The 16,184-nt window shown below is 62.9% G+C and carries 13 protein-coding genes and 1 pseudogene; 9 read left to right on the top strand and 5 right to left on the bottom strand.

Features of this window, described 5'->3' with window-relative positions; all coding sequences use genetic code 11:
- Window positions 1-17 precede the first annotated feature (17 nt).
- From FHS84_RS12000 to FHS84_RS11960, 9 genes are read left to right on the top strand one after another with little or no spacing between them, the layout of a single operon-like run.
- On the top strand, window positions 18-3,734 hold the full coding sequence (locus FHS84_RS12000) for a nitrate reductase subunit alpha (protein WP_166934504.1): 3,717 nt from the start codon (window positions 18-20) through the stop codon (window positions 3,732-3,734).
- Window positions 3,734-5,260, top strand: coding sequence for a nitrate reductase subunit beta (narH, locus tag FHS84_RS11995; RefSeq protein WP_166934501.1), 1,527 nt, complete (start codon window positions 3,734-3,736; stop codon window positions 5,258-5,260). The genes FHS84_RS12000 and narH overlap by 1 nt, the downstream gene beginning before the upstream one ends.
- Window position 5,261: 1 nt before the next feature.
- A complete protein-coding gene (gene narJ, locus FHS84_RS11990; protein ID WP_166934498.1) occupies window positions 5,262-5,930 on the top strand; it encodes a nitrate reductase molybdenum cofactor assembly chaperone in 669 nt (222 codons plus the stop codon).
- A complete protein-coding gene (gene narI, locus FHS84_RS11985) occupies window positions 5,930-6,613 on the top strand; it encodes a respiratory nitrate reductase subunit gamma (protein ID WP_166934494.1) in 684 nt (227 codons plus the stop codon). Before narJ ends, narI begins: the two co-directional genes overlap by 1 nt.
- 4 nt (window positions 6,614-6,617) lie before the next feature.
- Window positions 6,618-7,232 (top strand): molybdenum cofactor guanylyltransferase, encoded by a 615-nt coding sequence (gene mobA / locus FHS84_RS11980; protein ID WP_166934492.1) that lies wholly within the window; start codon window positions 6,618-6,620, stop codon window positions 7,230-7,232.
- Entirely contained in the window at window positions 7,213-7,785 is a 573-nt protein-coding gene (gene mobB / locus FHS84_RS11975) for a molybdopterin-guanine dinucleotide biosynthesis protein B (RefSeq protein WP_166934489.1), read from the top strand. Before mobA ends, mobB begins: the two co-directional genes overlap by 20 nt.
- 5 nt (window positions 7,786-7,790) lie before the next feature.
- Window positions 7,791-8,786 carry a GTP 3',8-cyclase MoaA gene (gene moaA, locus FHS84_RS11970; RefSeq protein ID WP_166934698.1) on the top strand — a complete coding sequence of 332 codons (996 nt, stop codon included), beginning with the start codon at window positions 7,791-7,793 and terminating at the stop codon, window positions 8,784-8,786.
- 2 nt (window positions 8,787-8,788) lie between these two features.
- Window positions 8,789-9,034 carry a MoaD/ThiS family protein gene (locus tag FHS84_RS11965; protein ID WP_166934485.1) on the top strand — a complete coding sequence of 82 codons (246 nt, stop codon included), beginning with the start codon at window positions 8,789-8,791 and terminating at the stop codon, window positions 9,032-9,034.
- Window position 9,035: 1 nt separating this feature from the next.
- Window positions 9,036-9,500 (top strand): molybdenum cofactor biosynthesis protein MoaE, encoded by a 465-nt coding sequence (locus tag FHS84_RS11960; RefSeq protein WP_166934483.1) that lies wholly within the window; start codon window positions 9,036-9,038, stop codon window positions 9,498-9,500.
- Here FHS84_RS11960 and FHS84_RS11955 read toward each other — a convergent pair.
- The 5 genes and pseudogenes from FHS84_RS11955 to FHS84_RS11940 form a co-directional block, all read right to left on the bottom strand.
- Window positions 9,484-12,519 (bottom strand): TonB-dependent receptor domain-containing protein, encoded by a 3,036-nt coding sequence (locus tag FHS84_RS11955; protein ID WP_166934481.1) that lies wholly within the window; start codon window positions 12,517-12,519, stop codon window positions 9,484-9,486. The genes FHS84_RS11960 and FHS84_RS11955 overlap by 17 nt on opposite strands.
- A 933-nt stretch (window positions 12,520-13,452) precedes the next feature.
- Window positions 13,453-13,527, bottom strand: a complete 75-nt coding sequence (locus FHS84_RS23080) for a hypothetical protein (protein ID WP_344469910.1) — start codon at window positions 13,525-13,527, stop codon at window positions 13,453-13,455.
- Between the two features lie 110 nt (window positions 13,528-13,637).
- Window positions 13,638-13,973: pseudogene (locus FHS84_RS23075) on the bottom strand (endonuclease domain-containing protein); the annotation flags it as partial.
- Window positions 13,974-14,049: 76 nt separating this feature from the next.
- Window positions 14,050-14,838, bottom strand: coding sequence for a hypothetical protein (locus FHS84_RS11945; RefSeq protein ID WP_166934480.1), 789 nt, complete (start codon window positions 14,836-14,838; stop codon window positions 14,050-14,052).
- A 737-nt stretch (window positions 14,839-15,575) separates the two neighbouring features.
- Window positions 15,576-16,163, bottom strand: a complete 588-nt coding sequence (locus tag FHS84_RS11940; protein WP_166934477.1) for a histidine phosphatase family protein — start codon at window positions 16,161-16,163, stop codon at window positions 15,576-15,578.
- Window positions 16,164-16,184: the final 21 nt, after the last annotated feature.

The following is a 16,184-nucleotide window of genomic DNA, read 5'->3' as shown; positions in this document are numbered from 1 at the left end:
TCCAATCTGAGGTCCCGATGAGCCATTTCCTCGATCGCTTGACGTTCTTCAAGAAGTACGAAGGCACTTTCTCCGACGGTCACGGCGTGACCACCAATGAAGACCGTTCGTGGGAGAACGCCTATCGCCAGCGCTGGAGCCACGACAAGATCGTGCGCTCGACCCATGGCGTGAACTGCACCGGATCGTGCTCGTGGAAGATCTACGTCAAGGGCGGTATCGTCACCTGGGAAACGCAGCAGACGGATTATCCGCGCACGCGTCCCGGCTTGCCCAATCACGAACCGCGCGGCTGCGCCCGCGGCGCCAGCTATTCCTGGTACCTCTATAGTGCGAACCGCCTCAAGCATCCGATGATCCGCGGGCCGCTGGTGCGGCTGTGGCGCGAGGCGCGCAAGACCAAGAGCCCGGTCGCCGCCTGGGCCTCGATCGTCGAGGACGCCGACAAGCGCAAGGCCTACACCTCCCGCCGCGGGCTCGGCGGCTTCATTCGCGTTACGTGGGACGAGGCGAACGAGATCGTCGCCGCCGCCAACGCCTACACGATCAAGAAATACGGCCCCGACCGCGTCGCGGGATTTTCGCCCATTCCGGCGATGTCGATGGTGTCGTATGCGGCAGGCACGCGCTATCTCTCGCTCCTGGGAGGCGTGTGTCTGTCTTTCTATGACTGGTATTGCGATCTGCCGCCGGCGTCGCCGCAGACCTGGGGCGAGCAGACCGACGTGCCAGAAAGTGCCGACTGGTACAATGCCGGGTTCCTGCTCTTGTGGGGCTCGAACGTTCCCCAGACCCGCACGCCCGATGCGCATTTCTATACCGAGGCGCGTTATCGCGGCACCAAGAGCGTGGTGATATCGCCCGACTATTCCGAAGCGGCGAAGTTCGGCGATCTCTGGCTGCATCCCAAGCAGGGCACCGACAGCGCGCTGGCGATGGCATTCGGCCATGTCATCCTCAAGGAATTCCATATCGACCGGCAGGTGACGTACTTCACCGACTATTGCCGTCGCTACAGCGATATGCCGTTCCTGGTGCGCCTTATCGAAAAGAACGGCCGCTATGTGCCCGAGCGTCTGGTCCGCGCCAGCGATTTCGACGGCGGTCTCGGCGAGAGCAACAATCCCGATTGGAAGACGGTCGCCTTCGATCAGAGCGGTGCCGCGGTAGTTCCCAACGGCTCCATCGGTTTCCGCTGGGGCGAAAAGGGCAAATGGAATCTGGAAGAGAAGGCCGCCGGCACCGATACGCCGCTGACGCTTTCGACCATTGATAGCCGCGACGACGTGTTGCCGGTCGCGTTCCCGTATTTCGGCGGCCAGCATCACGACTATTTCACCGGCACCGATCACGACGAGGTGCTGCCGCGCCATGTCCCGGTGCGCAAAATCAGGCTTGCCGACGGCGAGGTCTATGTCACCACCGTGTTCGATCTGTTGTGCGCCAATTACGGCGTCGACCGCGGTCTCGGCGGTGCGAATGTCGCCCAGAGCTTCGACGACGATGTGCCCTATACGCCAGCGTGGCAGGAGAGGATCACCGGTGTGCCGCGCTCGCAGGTGATCGCCACCGCGCGCGCTTTCGCCAAGAACGCCGAGAAGACCAATGGCAAGTCGATGGTCATTCTCGGTGCCGGTATCAATCACTGGTACCACATGGACATGAACTACCGCGGCATCATCAACATGCTGGTGATGTGCGGCTGCGTCGGCCAGGAAGGCGGCGGCTGGTCGCATTATGTCGGCCAGGAAAAACTCAGGCCGCAGACCGGCTGGTTGCCGCTGGCGTTTGCGCTCGATTGGGCGCGTCCGCCGCGCCAGATGAATGCGACCTCATATTGGTATGCCCACAGCGATCAGTGGCGCTACGAAACGCTGGCGGTCAATGAAATCCTGTCGCCGCTGGCCGACAAGAAGGAATGGTCCGGCAGTCTGATCGATTTCAACGTTCGTGCCGAGCGCATGGGCTGGCTGCCGTCGGCGCCGCAATTGCAGACCAATCCGCTCGAGGTCGCCCGCGCCGCCGAAGCGGCCGGCAAGGACGCCAAGGATTATGTCCGCGACGGTCTCGCGTCGGGCGATCTGAAACTGTCGTGTCTCGATCCCGACAATCCGGCCAACTGGCCGCGCAATCTGTTTGTCTGGCGCTCCAATATCCTCGGCTCCAGCGGCAAGGGTCACGAGTACTTCCTCAAGCACTTGCTCGGCACCACGCACGGCATTCAGGGCAAGGACCTCGGCGAAACCGGCGAGCAGAAGCCGTCCGACGTCGTCTGGCACGATCAGGCGCCGGAAGGAAAACTTGATCTGGTCGTCACGCTCGACTTCCGTATGTCCACGACCTGCGTTTACTCCGACATCGTGCTGCCGACTGCGAGCTGGTACGAGAAGAACGATCTCAACACTTCCGACATGCATCCCTTCATCCACCCGTTGTCGGCCGCGGTCGATCCGGTGTGGGAAAGCAAGAGCGACTGGGAAATCTACAAAGGCCTCGCCAAAACGTTCTCGGCCATCGCGCAGGAAGTACTCGGCAAGGAAAAGGACGTCGTCCTGGTTCCGCTGCAGCACGACACGCCCGGCGAACTCGGTCAGGCGTTGGGCGTGAAAGATTGGGGCCGCGGCGAAACCGAACCACTGCCGGGCAAAACCATGGCAAGCATTACTGTGGTCGAGCGCGATTATCCCAACGTCTATGCCCGCTTCACCGCCCTCGGGCCATTGATGACCTCCATCGGCAACGGCGGCAAAGGTATCGCCTGGAAGACCGAGCATGAAGTCGATCTGATCGGCAAGCTCAATGGCATCGTCGGCGAAGGTCCCGCCAAGGGTCTGCCGCGGATCGACACCGACATCGACGCCACCGAAGTCATCCTGTCGCTGGCGCCGGAGACCAACGGCGAAGTGGCGGTGCGCGCTTGGGCTGCGCTAGGGCAGGCGACCGGCCGCGATCACACCCATCTCGCCGCCGCCAAGGAAGACGAGAAGATCCGCTATCGCGACATTCAGGCTCAGCCGAAGAAGATCATCTCGTCGCCGACCTGGTCGGGCATCGAGTCCGAGAAGGTCTGCTACAACGCCGGCTATACCAATGTGCACGAACTGATCCCGTGGCGCACCATTACCGGCCGCCAGCAGCTGTTCCAGGATCATCCCTGGATGACGGCATTCGGCGAGCAGATGGTCGTCTATCGTCCGCCCATCGACACCAAGACGATCAAGCCGATCATCGACACCAAGGAAAACGGCCACAAGCAGGTCGTGCTCAATTTCATCACGCCGCATCAGAAGTGGGGCATCCACTCCACCTACACCGACAACCTGTTGATGCTGACCTTGTCGCGCGGCGGCCCCATTGTGTGGATGAGCGAGATCGACGCCAGGAAAGCCGACATCGTCGATAACGATTGGATCGAAGCCTACAACGCCAACGGTGCGCTGGTGGCGCGGGCGGTGGTTTCGCAGCGTGTGCCCGAGGGCATGGTGATGATGTACCACGCCCAGGAGAAGATCGTGAACATGCCGGGCTCGGAAATCACCGGCACCCGCGGCGGCATCCACAACTCGGTGACGCGCACCGTGCTGAAGCCGACCCACATGATCGGCGGCTACGCCCAGCAGAGCTACGGCTTCAATTACTACGGCACCGTGGGCTCCAATCGCGACGAGTTTGTGATTGTGCGAAAACTTTCGAAAGTCGACTGGATGGAAGAAACAGCGGTGGAGGCCGTGTAATGAAAATACGGGCTCAAATCGCGATGGTGCTGAATCTCGACAAGTGCATCGGGTGCCACACCTGTTCGGTGACCTGCAAGAACGTCTGGACCTCGCGCGAAGGCGTCGAATACGCGTGGTTCAACAATGTCGAATCCAAGCCGGGTGTCGGCTTTCCCAAGGAATGGGAAAACCAGGAGAAATGGAACGGCGGCTGGGAGCTTGACGCCGGCGGCAACCTCAAGCCGAAAATGGGCGGCAAGCTGAAGGTGTTGTCGAAAATCTTCGCCAATCCCGATCTGCCGCAGATTGACGACTACTACGAGCCGTTCACCTTCGATTACGAGCATCTGCAGAATTCGCCGGCCTCCAAGGCGATGCCGACGGCGCGGCCGCGCTCGCTGATCACCGGCGAACGCATGGAGAAGATCGAGGGCGGTCCCAACTGGGAGGAAATCCTCGGCGGCGAATTCGCCAAGCGCTCCAAGGATGCCAATTTCGAAGGCATCGAGAAGGCGATCCAGGGTGAATTCGAAAACACCTTCATGATGTACCTGCCGCGCCTGTGCGAGCATTGCCTCAACCCGACGTGCGTCGCGGTATGCCCGTCGGGCGCCATCTACAAGCGCGAGGAAGACGGCGTCGTCCTGATCGATCAGGACAAGTGCCGCGGCTGGCGCATGTGCGTGTCGGGCTGCCCCTACAAGAAGATCTATTACAACTGGCAATCCGGCAAATCGGAAAAGTGCACGCTGTGTTATCCGCGTCTCGAAGCCGGTTTGCCGACGGTGTGCTCGGAAACCTGCGTCGGCCGCATCCGTTATCTCGGCGTGGTGCTCTACGACGCCGACCGCATCTCCGAAGCTGCGTCCGCGCCGGACGAGGGCGATCTTTACGAGAGCCAGCTTTCTGTATTCCTCGATCCCAACGATCCCAAGGTGCAGGCCCAGGCCGCGGCCGATGGCGTGCCTGAAGCGTGGATCGAATCCGCCAAGAAGTCGCCGGTGTGGAAGCTGGCGATGGAATGGAAGGTCGCGTTCCCGCTGCATCCGGAGTATCGCACGCTGCCGATGGTCTGGTACGTGCCGCCGCTGTCGCCGATCCAATCGGCCGCTGCCCGCGGCGAGATCGACATCGAGAACGATCTGCCCGACGTCCGTTCGCTGCGCATTCCGGTGAAGTACCTCGCCAATCTGCTGACGGCCGGCAACGAAGCGCCGGTGGTGAACGCGCTCGAGCGCATGCTGGCGATGCGCGCCTATATGCGCGGCAAGACGGTCGATGGCGCCGCCGATGCGGGTGTGGCGACCCGCGTCGGGCTGACGCCGGAAGCGATCGAGGAAATGTACCGCTATATGGCGATTGCGAACTACGAAGACCGCTTTGTCATTCCCACCTCGCATCGCGAATTGACCGAAGATGCCTACGACCTGCGCGGCAGTTGCGGCTTCACCTTCGGCGACGGCTGCTCGGGTCATTCCGGCGGTCATTCCGATGCCAAGAAGGGCCCCGCAACCCTGTTCACGACCTCGCGAAAGGGAGGCTGAGATGGCATCGTCCTACAAACTCCTGAGCGCGCTGCTGTCGTACCCGACCGAAGATCTGCAGGCGGGCGCGGCGGAAATCGCGGGCATCGCGCTTCAGACGATGGGTCTGTCGGAGACTGTCCGGCGCGGTCTGGTCGGGCTGGCGCTCGACCTCAGCGGCCGCGATCTGATCGACTCCCAGGCGCGCTATGTCGATCTGTTCGACCGCTCGCGCTCGCTGTCGCTACATCTGTTCGAGCACGTCTACGGCGAATCCCGCGACCGCGGTCAAGCAATGGTGAACTTGCGCCAGCGTTATCGCGATGCCGGTCTCGATATCGCCAGCAACGAACTGCCGGATTACCTGCCGCTGCTGCTCGAATTCCTGTCGCAGCGCCCGGAAGAGGAGGCGCGGCAATTGCTCGGTGACGCCGCGCATGTTCTGCGCGCCTTGCGGGAACGCCTGCACGAGCGCGGCAGCGTCTACGCGCCGGTCTTCGCCGCGCTGGAGGAATTGGGCCAGCGCGAGCCGGAAGCGGACCAATTGGCGGCGATGCGCAAGGCCGAAATCGACGATCCGTCCGATCTCGCGGCGCTCGATCGCGTCTGGCAGGAAACGGAAGTGCAATTCGGCCCCGGCGGCTTCGGTGAAACCGGATGTCCGTCGGCGCGTCCGGCAGCGAGGGTGTGATGATCAACACGTTCTTCTTCGGACTATACCCTTATATCTGCCTGACGGTGTTTCTGGTCGGTAGCCTTTATCGCTTCGAGCGCGGCCAATACACCTGGCGCAGTCAGTCGAGCCAATTGCTGCGCCGCGGCCAGTTGCGCTGGGGTTCGAACTTGTTCCATCTCGGCATCCTGACCATTCTCGGCGGCCACATCGTCGGCCTGCTGACGCCGGTCGTGGTGTGGGAGGCGCTCGGCATCTCGCACACCTTCAAGCAGTTGATGGCGATGAGTGTCGGCGGTGTCGCCGGCGTGTTCTGCTATATCGGACTGGTGCTGTTGTTGCACCGCCGCCTGTCCGACTCCCGCATCCGCAAGACGTCGTCGTTCGGCGATATTGCGGTGCTGTTTCTTCTCCTGGTGCAGTTGACGCTCGGCCTCTGCACCATCGCGGTCTCCGCCCAGCACCTCGACGGTTCGGAAATGGTGAAGTTGATGAACTGGGCGCAGCATGTCGTGACCTTCCGCGGCGGCGCTGCCGACTTCGTCGCCGACGTATCGATCGTCTTCAAGATGCACCTCGTGCTCGGCATGAGCATCTTCCTGGTCTTCCCCTTCACCCGTTTCGTGCACGTTTGGAGCGCGCCGATCTGGTATGTCGGCCGCCAGGGCTATCAGATCGTACGCGCCCGGCGGTCCCGGTAAGCGCATGGCGGGGGCGGGAGCAACGTTGGGCGTAATACTGGCCGGAGGCGCCTCCAAGCGCTTCGGCACCAACAAGGCGCTGGTTGCTCTCGACGGCCGCGCCATCGTTGCTCATGTCGCCGCGCGCGCAGCGCCCCAGGTCGATCTCCTGGTCCTCAATGCGGCCGACGACGCGGCGGCAACCGGACTGACCGTCGTTCCTGACCGGGCGGCAGGCGAGGGTCCGCTGGCCGGCTGGATCGCCGGACTGCGCTGGGCAAAGGCGGAAGGCATTTCGCTGATGGCGACGTTCGCGTGCGACACGCCGCATTTTCCCCTCGATACCGTCGGCCGGCTGCGGGCCGCGATGACCGGCGGCGTCGATTGTGTCATGGCGCGGCACGACGGGCAGGTGCATCATACTTTTGCGCTGGTCCGCACCGCCGCGCTCAGCCGCATTGAGGAAGCCTACGCGGGCGGCATGCGCCGCTTGCGCGCCGTGGGCGGGATTCTGAGTTGCGCCTTGCCGGATTTTTCCGATTACCGCGACGGCCCCAACGGCGATGCGTTTTTCAACATCAACACGCGGGAAGACCTCGCCGTGTTCGAAAGCTGGTGGCATGGACGCGATCTTCGCTAATGTGATCGGCATCGTCGGCTGGAAGAACAGCGGCAAGACCACGCTGGTCGAGAAGCTGGTGCGGGAACTGGTCGGGCGGGGCCTGCGCGTCTCCACCATCAAGCACGCCCATCACGATTTCGACATCGACCATCCCGGCAAGGACAGCTATCGCCATCGCGCGGCGGGGGCGCAGGAAGTGATTGCCGCTTCGGCCCATCGCTGGGCTTTGGTGCACGAATCCCGCGGCGCGCCGGAACCGTCGCTGGCCGAATTGCTGGCCAAGCTGGCACTGTGCGATCTCGTTGTGGTGGAGGGTTTCAAGCACGGCCCCCACGCCAAGATCGAGGTCCGGCGCACCGGCGCCTGCGGGCCATTCCTCGCCGCCGAGGACGACAGCGTGATCGCCGTCGCCACCGACGATCCGGCACTGGCGCACGGTCATCCTTCTCTGCCGCTCGACGACGCCGCGGTCATTGCCGACTTCGTGTGTGGGGCGAAACATGTGGCGAGCGTACCTGTAAACGCCGGGCGGAATACGCTAGGGTTGCGGTCATGTCGCTGGAACTCCTGAACAGAATGCCCCTGATCGACGGTTTCGGCCGTCTGGTCGATTATCTGCGCGTTTCGGTCACCGACCGCTGCAATCTGCGCTGCACCTATTGCATGCGCGAGGCGATGCAGTTCCTGCCGCGCAAGGATTTGCTGTCGCTCGAGGAACTCGACCGGTTGTGCACCGCCTTCGTGCATCGCGGCGTCAAGCGGCTGCGATTGACCGGCGGCGAGCCGCTGGTGCGCAAGGGCGTGATGGATCTGGTGCGGAGCCTGTCGCGCCATCTCGCCACCGGCGCGCTGGAGGAGCTGACCCTCTCCACCAACGGCGTGCTGCTGAAGGATCATGCCGCGGGATTGGCGGCGGCGGGCGTCAAGCGGGTCAATGTTTCGCTCGACAGTCTCGACCGCAGCGGTTTCGCCCGCATCGCGCGGGCCGATCATCTCTATGAGGTGCTGGAAGGCATTGCCGCTGCGCAAGCAGCGGGCCTCAAGGTCAAGATCAACACCGTGGCGCTCAAGAACGATAACGCCGCCGAAATCCCCGACCTGATTGCCTGGGCCCATGCGCGCGGCATCGACATCACCTTGATCGAAACCATGCCGATCGGCGAAGTCGATCAGGACCGCACCGACCAGTTCGTGTCGCTCAAGGATGTCCGCGCCGATCTCGAATCCTTCTGGACTTTGACCGATCTGCCCGACCGCACCGGCGGTCCGGCGCGCTATGTGCGGGTGAACGAGACCGGCGGGCGGCTGGGGTTCATCACGCCGCTCAGTCACAATTTCTGCGATGCCTGCCGCCGGGTTCGCATCACCTGCACCGGCAAGCTCTATATGTGTGTCGGTCATTCCGCGTCGGTGGATTTGCGGGAACCGCTGCGCGCGAGCGAAGGCGACGGGCCGCTCAACGCCGCCATCGACGCCGGACTGGCGCTGAAGCCGAAGGCGCACGATTTCCAGCTTCCGGTACGCGGCGCCGCGCCGGCGGTTTCGCGTCATATGTCGATGACCGGGGGCTGAACATGGTCAAGCTGGTTTTCCTCGGCAAGCTCCGCGGCGAAGGGCGCGATGATCTCGTCGCGCCGCCGAATGTGATGACGCTCGCGGACCTCAAGGATTGGCTGGCGCATTGCGATCCTGCCTTGGGCGAGGCGTTGACAACCATGCGCACGCAAGTGGTGCTCAACCGGGAAATCGTGCACGACATGGCGCTGCCGATCGGCGACGGCGACGAGGTCGCGTTCCTGCCGCCGATGAGCGGAGGCTGAGATGGACATCCGCCTCGCGCCCGAGCCGTTCGATCCGCAAGCCGAGGAGGCCGCGTTCGCCGCCGGACGCCGCGACATCGGGGCGGTGGTGAGCTTCACCGGCGTCTGCCGCGAGCGCACGGACGGCGAGGGCGTCGGCGAATTGTTCCTCGATCACTATCCCGGCTTCACCGAAAAAGAGATCGCGCGCCTCGCCGCCGATGTCGCCGCGCGCTGCCAGTGTCCCGATATCAAGGTGATCCACCGCGTCGGCCGCCTCACGCCGGGCGAGCCCATCGTGCTGGTGGTGGCGCTGTCGGAGCATCGCGACGCCGCCTTCGAGGCCGTGCGCCTGTTGATGGACTATCTCAAGACCGATGCGCCGTTGTGGAAGCGCGAGACCGGCCCGAACGGCGAACGCTGGATCGAACCGCGGGCGGACGACATTGCCCGCCGCGCCGCGGCTGAGATCACAGATCGTACTTGATGCCGATTTCGATGGTGCGGCCCAACGGATCGGCGATGAACGGGTCGTAGCCGAATTCTTCCTGCACCAGCGGCGGATCGCGGTCGAGAATGTTCTGCACCGTCAGCGTCAGGCTGACATTCTCCGCATACTGATACCGGTAGGTGAAGTCGGCGGTGATCCAGTTCTTGCCGTGTTCGTCGATCTGGGTGCCGGTGCGGTCGTCGGTCACCGCCGAAACGAAATTCACCGCCAGCCGGAAATTGTGCTCGTCGAGGGCGTAGTTGATGCTGGCGTTGGCGCGCGTGCGCGGTGCCGAGGTGGCGAAGGTCTGGAAATTCAGCTTGCCCAGCCGGTTCATCGCCGGTGTCACCTGCACGCCGTCGAGGAAGGTCGCGCCGGTCTTGAGCTGCGTCACCCAGGTGCCGTTGAGCGCCAGGGTCAGGTCGCCGGTCCACAGCGGCATGTCATACACGCTTTGCAGATCGAAACCGGTCGTGGTTTGCCCCGGCCCGTTGCCGGTCAGCGTGGTGACCATCGAGAAGGTGTTGTTGCCGCTCATGCCGACGGCGCAACCGGCATTGAAGGTGATGCGGTTGAGGAGCGGCTGCACCGTGGAATCGCAAGTCGTGATGGTGTGTCCCGCTCCGTTGAACACCAGATTGGCGATGGCGTTCGGTTCGGCGATGGTGCCGATCTGCCCTTTGGTGCGGATATCGAAGTAGTCGACGATGATCTGGAAGTGATTGTCGTCGGCAAAGCCACGGCCTTGCAGGATGGCGCCGACATTCCACGACTTCGCCGTTTCGGGGCGCAGATTGGGCGCCACCACGAAGCGCCCCGCCAGCCAGTTGCCGCTGGCGGCATCGAAGGTGCGGCCGTTGATGGTGGTGTTGCCCGGAATGGTGCCGAGCGGCGGCGCTTGATAGTTGGTGCCGTAAGAGCCGCGCAGCGACAGCGGTCCCCACACGTCCCATTTGCCCGCGATCTTCCACACGTCGGCTTTGAGGCCGCCGTCGAATTCCTCGTGCCGCCCGCCGATCTGGAAATTCAAATTATCGAGCACCGGAATCTGCAACTCGCCGAAGATCGAGCCTTGCGCGCGCGAGGCCGACACCGGCGGCTGGGTCGAGAACAGGATGAATGGGCTGTCGTTGAGCCCGCAGCCGCGATAATTCGGATCGGTGTTGGAGGCGGGCGTTTGCGGCATCGGCGTCGAGCCGGCGCCGTTGACGCCGGTGAAATTCGACGGCCACGGGCAGGCGAGCGTGCCGTTATAGACCGGATCGGGAATGTTCTGGTGGCTTTCGAGATGGCGATACTGTCCGCCGAGCGCCCAGCTTAGGTCGCCGCCGGGCAACGCAAGCCCGCTGGAGCCGCTGAACACCAGATCGAGCGTGACGTCGCTGGCGATCGTATCGGTGGCGCGCGGATCGAACAGCCAGCGCGTCAGATCGAGCGGGTTCTCCTGGCCGGGAACATAGTTCGGGTTCGCCAGTCCCAGCACCGGCTGGCCTTTGAAGGAGGTCGAGAACGGATTCCAGTATTGGCAGCCGTTCTGTCCCGCCGCGGCCGGGTTCTGGGTGCCGAAGCGTGTCGGATCGAGATCGGTCGCGTGGCAGTTCGGCCCGCCGAAACCGTCGAGCGCTTCCTGGAAGCGGTAGCCGACGATATCGGGATGGGTATTGAAGGAATTGGTCTGATTGTAGGTGACCGCGGCGTCGTAGGAGACGTCCTTCAAGACATCCGCCCAACTGCCGAGTTCGCCGGTCACGCCCGCCGACACGTGCCACGTCGTGTTCTTCACTTTGTCCGGCACGCCGTAGCCGCGGTCGCTCATCGCGAAATTGCCGCCGTGCGCCATCACGCGATAGGTGATCGGCGTGAAGCCCGAGGCGCCGGTGACGCCGTGCGCGGTCGCGAACTGGGCCGCATAGGGATTGGTGATCGGCACATAGAACTGGTAGAGCGCGCCGCCCGCCATCGCCGGTCCCTGGACGATCGGCTGCGACGGCGACGCCATCAGTTCCGGAATCCAGGTCTGGCCGTAAAACGCGTCCATATGGAATTTCATATGGCTGTTGAGTTTCGCGTTGAACTGCAGGAAGCCGCGATAGGTGTCCTGGTCTTCGACCAGATTGTAATAGTTCACGTAGTTGTAGGAGCAGGTGTAGGCGTTGATAGGGCGCCCGCCCACCGCGCCGCAGCTCTCCGGCGTGAAATCGGAGACGAGGCCCAGCGCCGGTCCCCATTCGCCGGTATCGGTCGCGCTCGGCGTGGCGGGCAGGGCGCCGCGCGGCACCCAGCCGGCGAGATTGGAGAAGGTCGACCACGGCGACGGATTGAATTCGGGGTCGCTGGGGTTGAGCGATTTGCGCACGAAGTTGCGGTCGACCGCATGCAGGCGCGAGCGATGCGCCCATTCGCCCGAAACCATCAGGTTCATGCGGTCGTCGCCGACGCCGCCGAGCAGGCCCAGCGACCACTCGCCGGAGGTATCGGAGACGGCGCGGTATTGGCCGCGCGCTTCCAGGCCGACGAAATCGTCCCGCGTGATGAGATTGACGACGCCTGCGGTGGCGTCGGCGCCGTAGGTGGTGGCGGCGCCGTCTCCCAGGATTTCGGTGCGGGCCAGCGCGATCTGCGGAATGTTGGTCAGGTTGTTGTTGGAGCGGCGGCCGTTGAACAAGGTCAGCGTTTCGCCGGCGCCGAGATTGCGCAGATTGAGGCTGGTATAGCCGGCCAGCGCCGGTCCGCCGAAGTAATAGGCTTCGCCGGTGGTCGGCCCCACCATCGGCAGGTCTTTGGCGAAATCGATCGCCGACGGCGATCCGCGGTTTTCGAGATCGGCCTGGGTGAAGGTCTGAACGGGCAGGGCGGTGTCGGATGGCGTGCCGCGGATCAGCGAACCGGTGACGGTGACCTGTTCCATCTGTGCGCCGGATGTGCCCGTGGTCTGGGCGAAGGCCGGGCCGATGAGGCCGACAAGAATGGCAGCGCCGGAGGCGCCATTAAGCCAAGACGAAAGGCGCAAAGACATCGTCCCCTCCCTGGGGTTTTATCCACGCTCTGCGGCGCGTCCATTCGAGGCTGCATGATTTTCACTCTCTTGCCAATATTAATTAGAAAAATAATAAAGAACATGTAGCCGCTGTCGCCAGCGGGCAACAAGAAAAGATGTCGTTAGGTCAATATCTTGCTGGAGGCGAAGGTGTGGATCGCACCTTCCTTTTCTGCCCTCCGCGGGCGCAAGACTTTCGTCATGCGCACTAAGACCGCGGGGGGAAGTGGTTCAGCGCGGCAGCGCTGAACCGAAGGGGGGCTCCCCTCTCGCTGAGGAGATGGCGTTCACAGATCGCCCTCCCAATCACGTCGAGTACGCGATATCTCACGCTCTGTTCGCCAACAGGATGCTCCGCTTGGTGCCAATAACGGTCATTTCTTTACCGTGTAATTCCTTGTGGGTAGTACAGTGTTTGGCACTTCGAGGGCGGGATGAGCGAGACACTAATTACTGGGTTGGAGTTGCTGGCATTGGCTCTAGCCTTGGTATGCTTGATTGCATTCAATATGAAAGCCGGGGATGCATCTCCAAGAGCATTTGTTAGTGCGAAGCGGCGCACGAACCCGTTCGGATTTTGGCTTATCCAGACGATCCTTGGAGCGTTTGTTGTTGGGTTGCTCTTCGCCGCTTATTCGGCACTAACGGGTGGCTCTCCGTAATGGCGGTGACGGCGACTTCTGGCGCATCTCCGACCTTGCGGGAAAGCGAAACTTCGACCACCTGCTCCACGCAAACCGTTTCTGCCTCACGCGAGTACGCTTTTCGGCTCGCGCCTTCCTTTTCTGCCCTCCGCGGGCGCAAGGTTTTTGGTGACATGCACCTAGACCGCGGGGGGAAGTGGTTTGGCGCGTCAGCGCCAAACCGAAGGGGGGCTCATCCTGCATAAACGGGCTCGCCCTTGAAGGACGCTCACTTCTCACAGATCGCCCTCCCAATCACGTCGAGCACCCGGTACAGATCCTTGTATACGTCGTCGTTCTGCACCCGCAGAACCCGCCAGCCGCGGCTTTCGAGAAACGCATCTCGCCGCCGGCGCGCTCATCGTCGGTCGAATGCGTTGCGCCATCCACTTCCACGACCAGCTTCGCTTTCAGACAAACGAAATCGGCAATGTACGGCCCCAGCGGATGCTGCTTGCGGAAATGGAGACCGCCGAAGTCGTGGCAACGCAGCCGCGACCACAGAATGCGTTCGGCATCGGTCAAACGATGGCGCAAGGCACGAGCGCGGGGGATCGTTTTCGGCACTGCGTCTCGCACGACCGCCCCCCTTTCCCGGCTTCGCCGGGACTTCCCCCCGTGAACGACGGGGGGCAGAAAAGATAGGGCAACGCCGCGATAAACGAAATGCCGCGCGCTCGGCCTTCCTTTTCTGCCTGCGTGTTTGCCTCCCTTTTCTGCCCTCCGCGGGTGCAAGGCTTTTCGTGACATGCACTCAGACCGCGGGGGGAAGTGGTTTGGCGCGTCAGCGACAAACCGAAGGGGGGGCTTACATTTCGCCGCAAAATCATCGCGCGAGCGAGACGATCCAGGCCGCAATGCCGTGCCAAGCCATCGTGTGGCTGATCGGCGCTTCTAAGAGTTCCAGTGCCACGATGGCTCCGCCGCTATAGAGATAGGCCGGGTGCGGTCGCCCGCGTTTGCGCCAATCGTACAGGATCGGAACCAGGACATAGACGTCGACTGCGATCTCCCACGGCGAAACGCCATGCAGGATGGGCGGATGCGGCGGCAGGCCTGCGGGCACCGGCATGTGGCCGTGGAACTTGACGAAATAGAAGAACAGGCGCGCCAGCGGCGCATCCAGCATCGAGATGGTGGCCATGAGCATCAGCCGCTTGTGCCAATCGGGCCGGCGGATGTTCACAATGGCGAGCGCCACCATCGTGGCGAAGAAAACAATGTGCCAGGCGGGCACGATGACGAACCCAAGCCCGGCATCCGCAGCGCCCGCGCCGGCGGCATCGCGCGCCCGTTCGATCACGGCGACGAAGCCGAAGACCGTCATCACCGAGGCCAGGGAAATTCCGAATAGTCCGGCCGCGCGATGGTTCGCGGTGCGTCCCGACGCAACCAGCCAAGTTTGCAGGACGAAGAACAGCATCCAACCGGAGAAGATAATGCCGTGAATGGTGACGAGGGGGCTTGGCATGTAGGCGCCGTGCGTCATCGGCAGCCAGAATGTCGGAGCGAACCCGGCAAACGCCGTCAGGCAGCACCACACGGCCATGGTAAAGAAGAACTGAGAACGCTCCGAAACACGCGCGCCCGTTATGGCGCCTTCCACCGTCGCCATGCCGCCCTCCCAGGTAGCAATGCGAATGATTGTAATGAATAACAACAAACACGGCAATGTGCGGGTTTTGCGCCTCCCTTTCCGCCCACCGCGAGCGCGACGCCCTCCCTGACGGCACGTAGACCGCGGGGGGATTGAGTAGCGCCAGCGTGCGAAACACAGCGAAGCGCGGGAGGGGGATCACATGTCGCCGGTCGCAATCTGCGTAGCGAGACCAGGGAAACGGACAAGGCGAGCCTTGTTCCTCAAATTAATCCGTCTACGGATTATATCTTTCCGCTATCCTTAACGTCCCTCCCGCGAACCGTTCCGAACATCCGCGCACATGGACAACAGATAACTCAGGCAAGCGCTGGCTTCGCGCTGCACATCGCTCGCGCGTGCAAAACCTGTTCATGTTGCGATTGCGAGTACCTGCAAACAAAGCAGCGTTTGTCGCACCCCTTGAAAGTTCCCATTCCGTTCCCCACATCAGACTCGTGATTTTTGACAAACGGGAGTGCCTGGCAAACCAGCGGCGAAGGACGAGCGTCCGGATCCGTAACAGTGCGAAAGACCATAGCGGCCGGCTCGGTGTCTCAACTCGGGCGCACCATACGACGGTCGAGGGAAGCAGACTGTGTCCTGTCGTGTGCCGCTTGAGTGCGGTGCATGCTGGCGCCCTAGCTTCCGGGCGCGGTCCCACCGGAGCGGGTCTTTCGAAATCGGAAGGCCCGCTTCGCGTATATATATAAGGTCTATTCGCCGATGCGATGGCGCTCGCCGCGCCATTGTCCGCCGTCGTGGCTGAGGATCAGCATCTCGTCGTGTCCGATCTTGGCGCCGGTGGCTTCGGCTTCCGAGACTCCGCCGAGGCAATGCAGCAGCACCCGCATCGGCCCCAGATGCGTCACCAGCAGCGTCGGCGCCGCCGGCAGCGGATCGAGCACGCTGAGAATACGCGCTTCGATGCCTTTGTAGCTTTCGCCGCCGGGCGGGGCGTAATTGTATTTGTCCTTCTCGCGCGCCGGGCCGTATGGGCTGGCCATGATGGCTTCCGCCGTCCAGCCGTCGATCACGCCGTGATTGACTTCGCGCAGAGCGGGCGTGCGTTCGACCGGAAGCCCGATGAGGCCGCCGATGATCGAGGCCGTGGTGAAGGCGCGGTCGAGATCGCTGGCGCGGATCTGTTCGATGCCGCGGCCTTTCAAGGCTTCGCCCATGCGGCGGGCATGTTCGCGGCCGCGTTCCGTCAACGGCGGGTTCACCTGGCCGAGAAAACGCCCCTCCCGATTGCCTTCGGCTTCGCCGTGCCGCACCACATAAACGATCATCGTGAAATCCATCGACAGGAAGGCCCTTGGTTA

Source organism: Rhizomicrobium electricum, from assembly GCF_011762045.1.
Classification (GTDB): Bacteria; Pseudomonadota; Alphaproteobacteria; order Micropepsales; family Micropepsaceae; genus Rhizomicrobium; species Rhizomicrobium electricum.
Note: the sequence above shows the minus strand (reverse complement) of the source record. Positions and strands in the feature narration are given on the sequence as shown.

What these genes read in the sequence shown, in the direction of transcription:
- moaA (WP_166934698.1), top strand. Translation starts at nt 7,791, where the DNA reads ATGCCCCTGATCGACGGTTTCGGCCGTCTGGTCGATTATCTGCGCGTT.
- narJ (WP_166934498.1), top strand. Translation starts at nt 5,262, where the DNA reads ATGGCATCGTCCTACAAACTCCTGAGCGCGCTGCTGTCGTACCCGACC.
- FHS84_RS11955 (WP_166934481.1), bottom strand. Translation starts at nt 12,519, where the DNA reads ATGTCTTTGCGCCTTTCGTCTTGGCTTAATGGCGCCTCCGGCGCTGCC.
- FHS84_RS12000 (WP_166934504.1), top strand. Translation starts at nt 18, where the DNA reads ATGAGCCATTTCCTCGATCGCTTGACGTTCTTCAAGAAGTACGAAGGC.
- mobA (WP_166934492.1), top strand. Translation starts at nt 6,618, where the DNA reads ATGGCGGGGGCGGGAGCAACGTTGGGCGTAATACTGGCCGGAGGCGCC.
- FHS84_RS11960 (WP_166934483.1), top strand. Translation starts at nt 9,036, where the DNA reads ATGGACATCCGCCTCGCGCCCGAGCCGTTCGATCCGCAAGCCGAGGAG.
- mobB (WP_166934489.1), top strand. Translation starts at nt 7,213, where the DNA reads ATGGACGCGATCTTCGCTAATGTGATCGGCATCGTCGGCTGGAAGAAC.
- FHS84_RS11940 (WP_166934477.1), bottom strand. Translation starts at nt 16,163, where the DNA reads ATGGATTTCACGATGATCGTTTATGTGGTGCGGCACGGCGAAGCCGAA.
- FHS84_RS11965 (WP_166934485.1), top strand. Translation starts at nt 8,789, where the DNA reads ATGGTCAAGCTGGTTTTCCTCGGCAAGCTCCGCGGCGAAGGGCGCGAT.
- narH (WP_166934501.1), top strand. Translation starts at nt 3,734, where the DNA reads ATGAAAATACGGGCTCAAATCGCGATGGTGCTGAATCTCGACAAGTGC.
- narI (WP_166934494.1), top strand. Translation starts at nt 5,930, where the DNA reads ATGATCAACACGTTCTTCTTCGGACTATACCCTTATATCTGCCTGACG.
- FHS84_RS11945 (WP_166934480.1), bottom strand. Translation starts at nt 14,838, where the DNA reads ATGGCGACGGTGGAAGGCGCCATAACGGGCGCGCGTGTTTCGGAGCGT.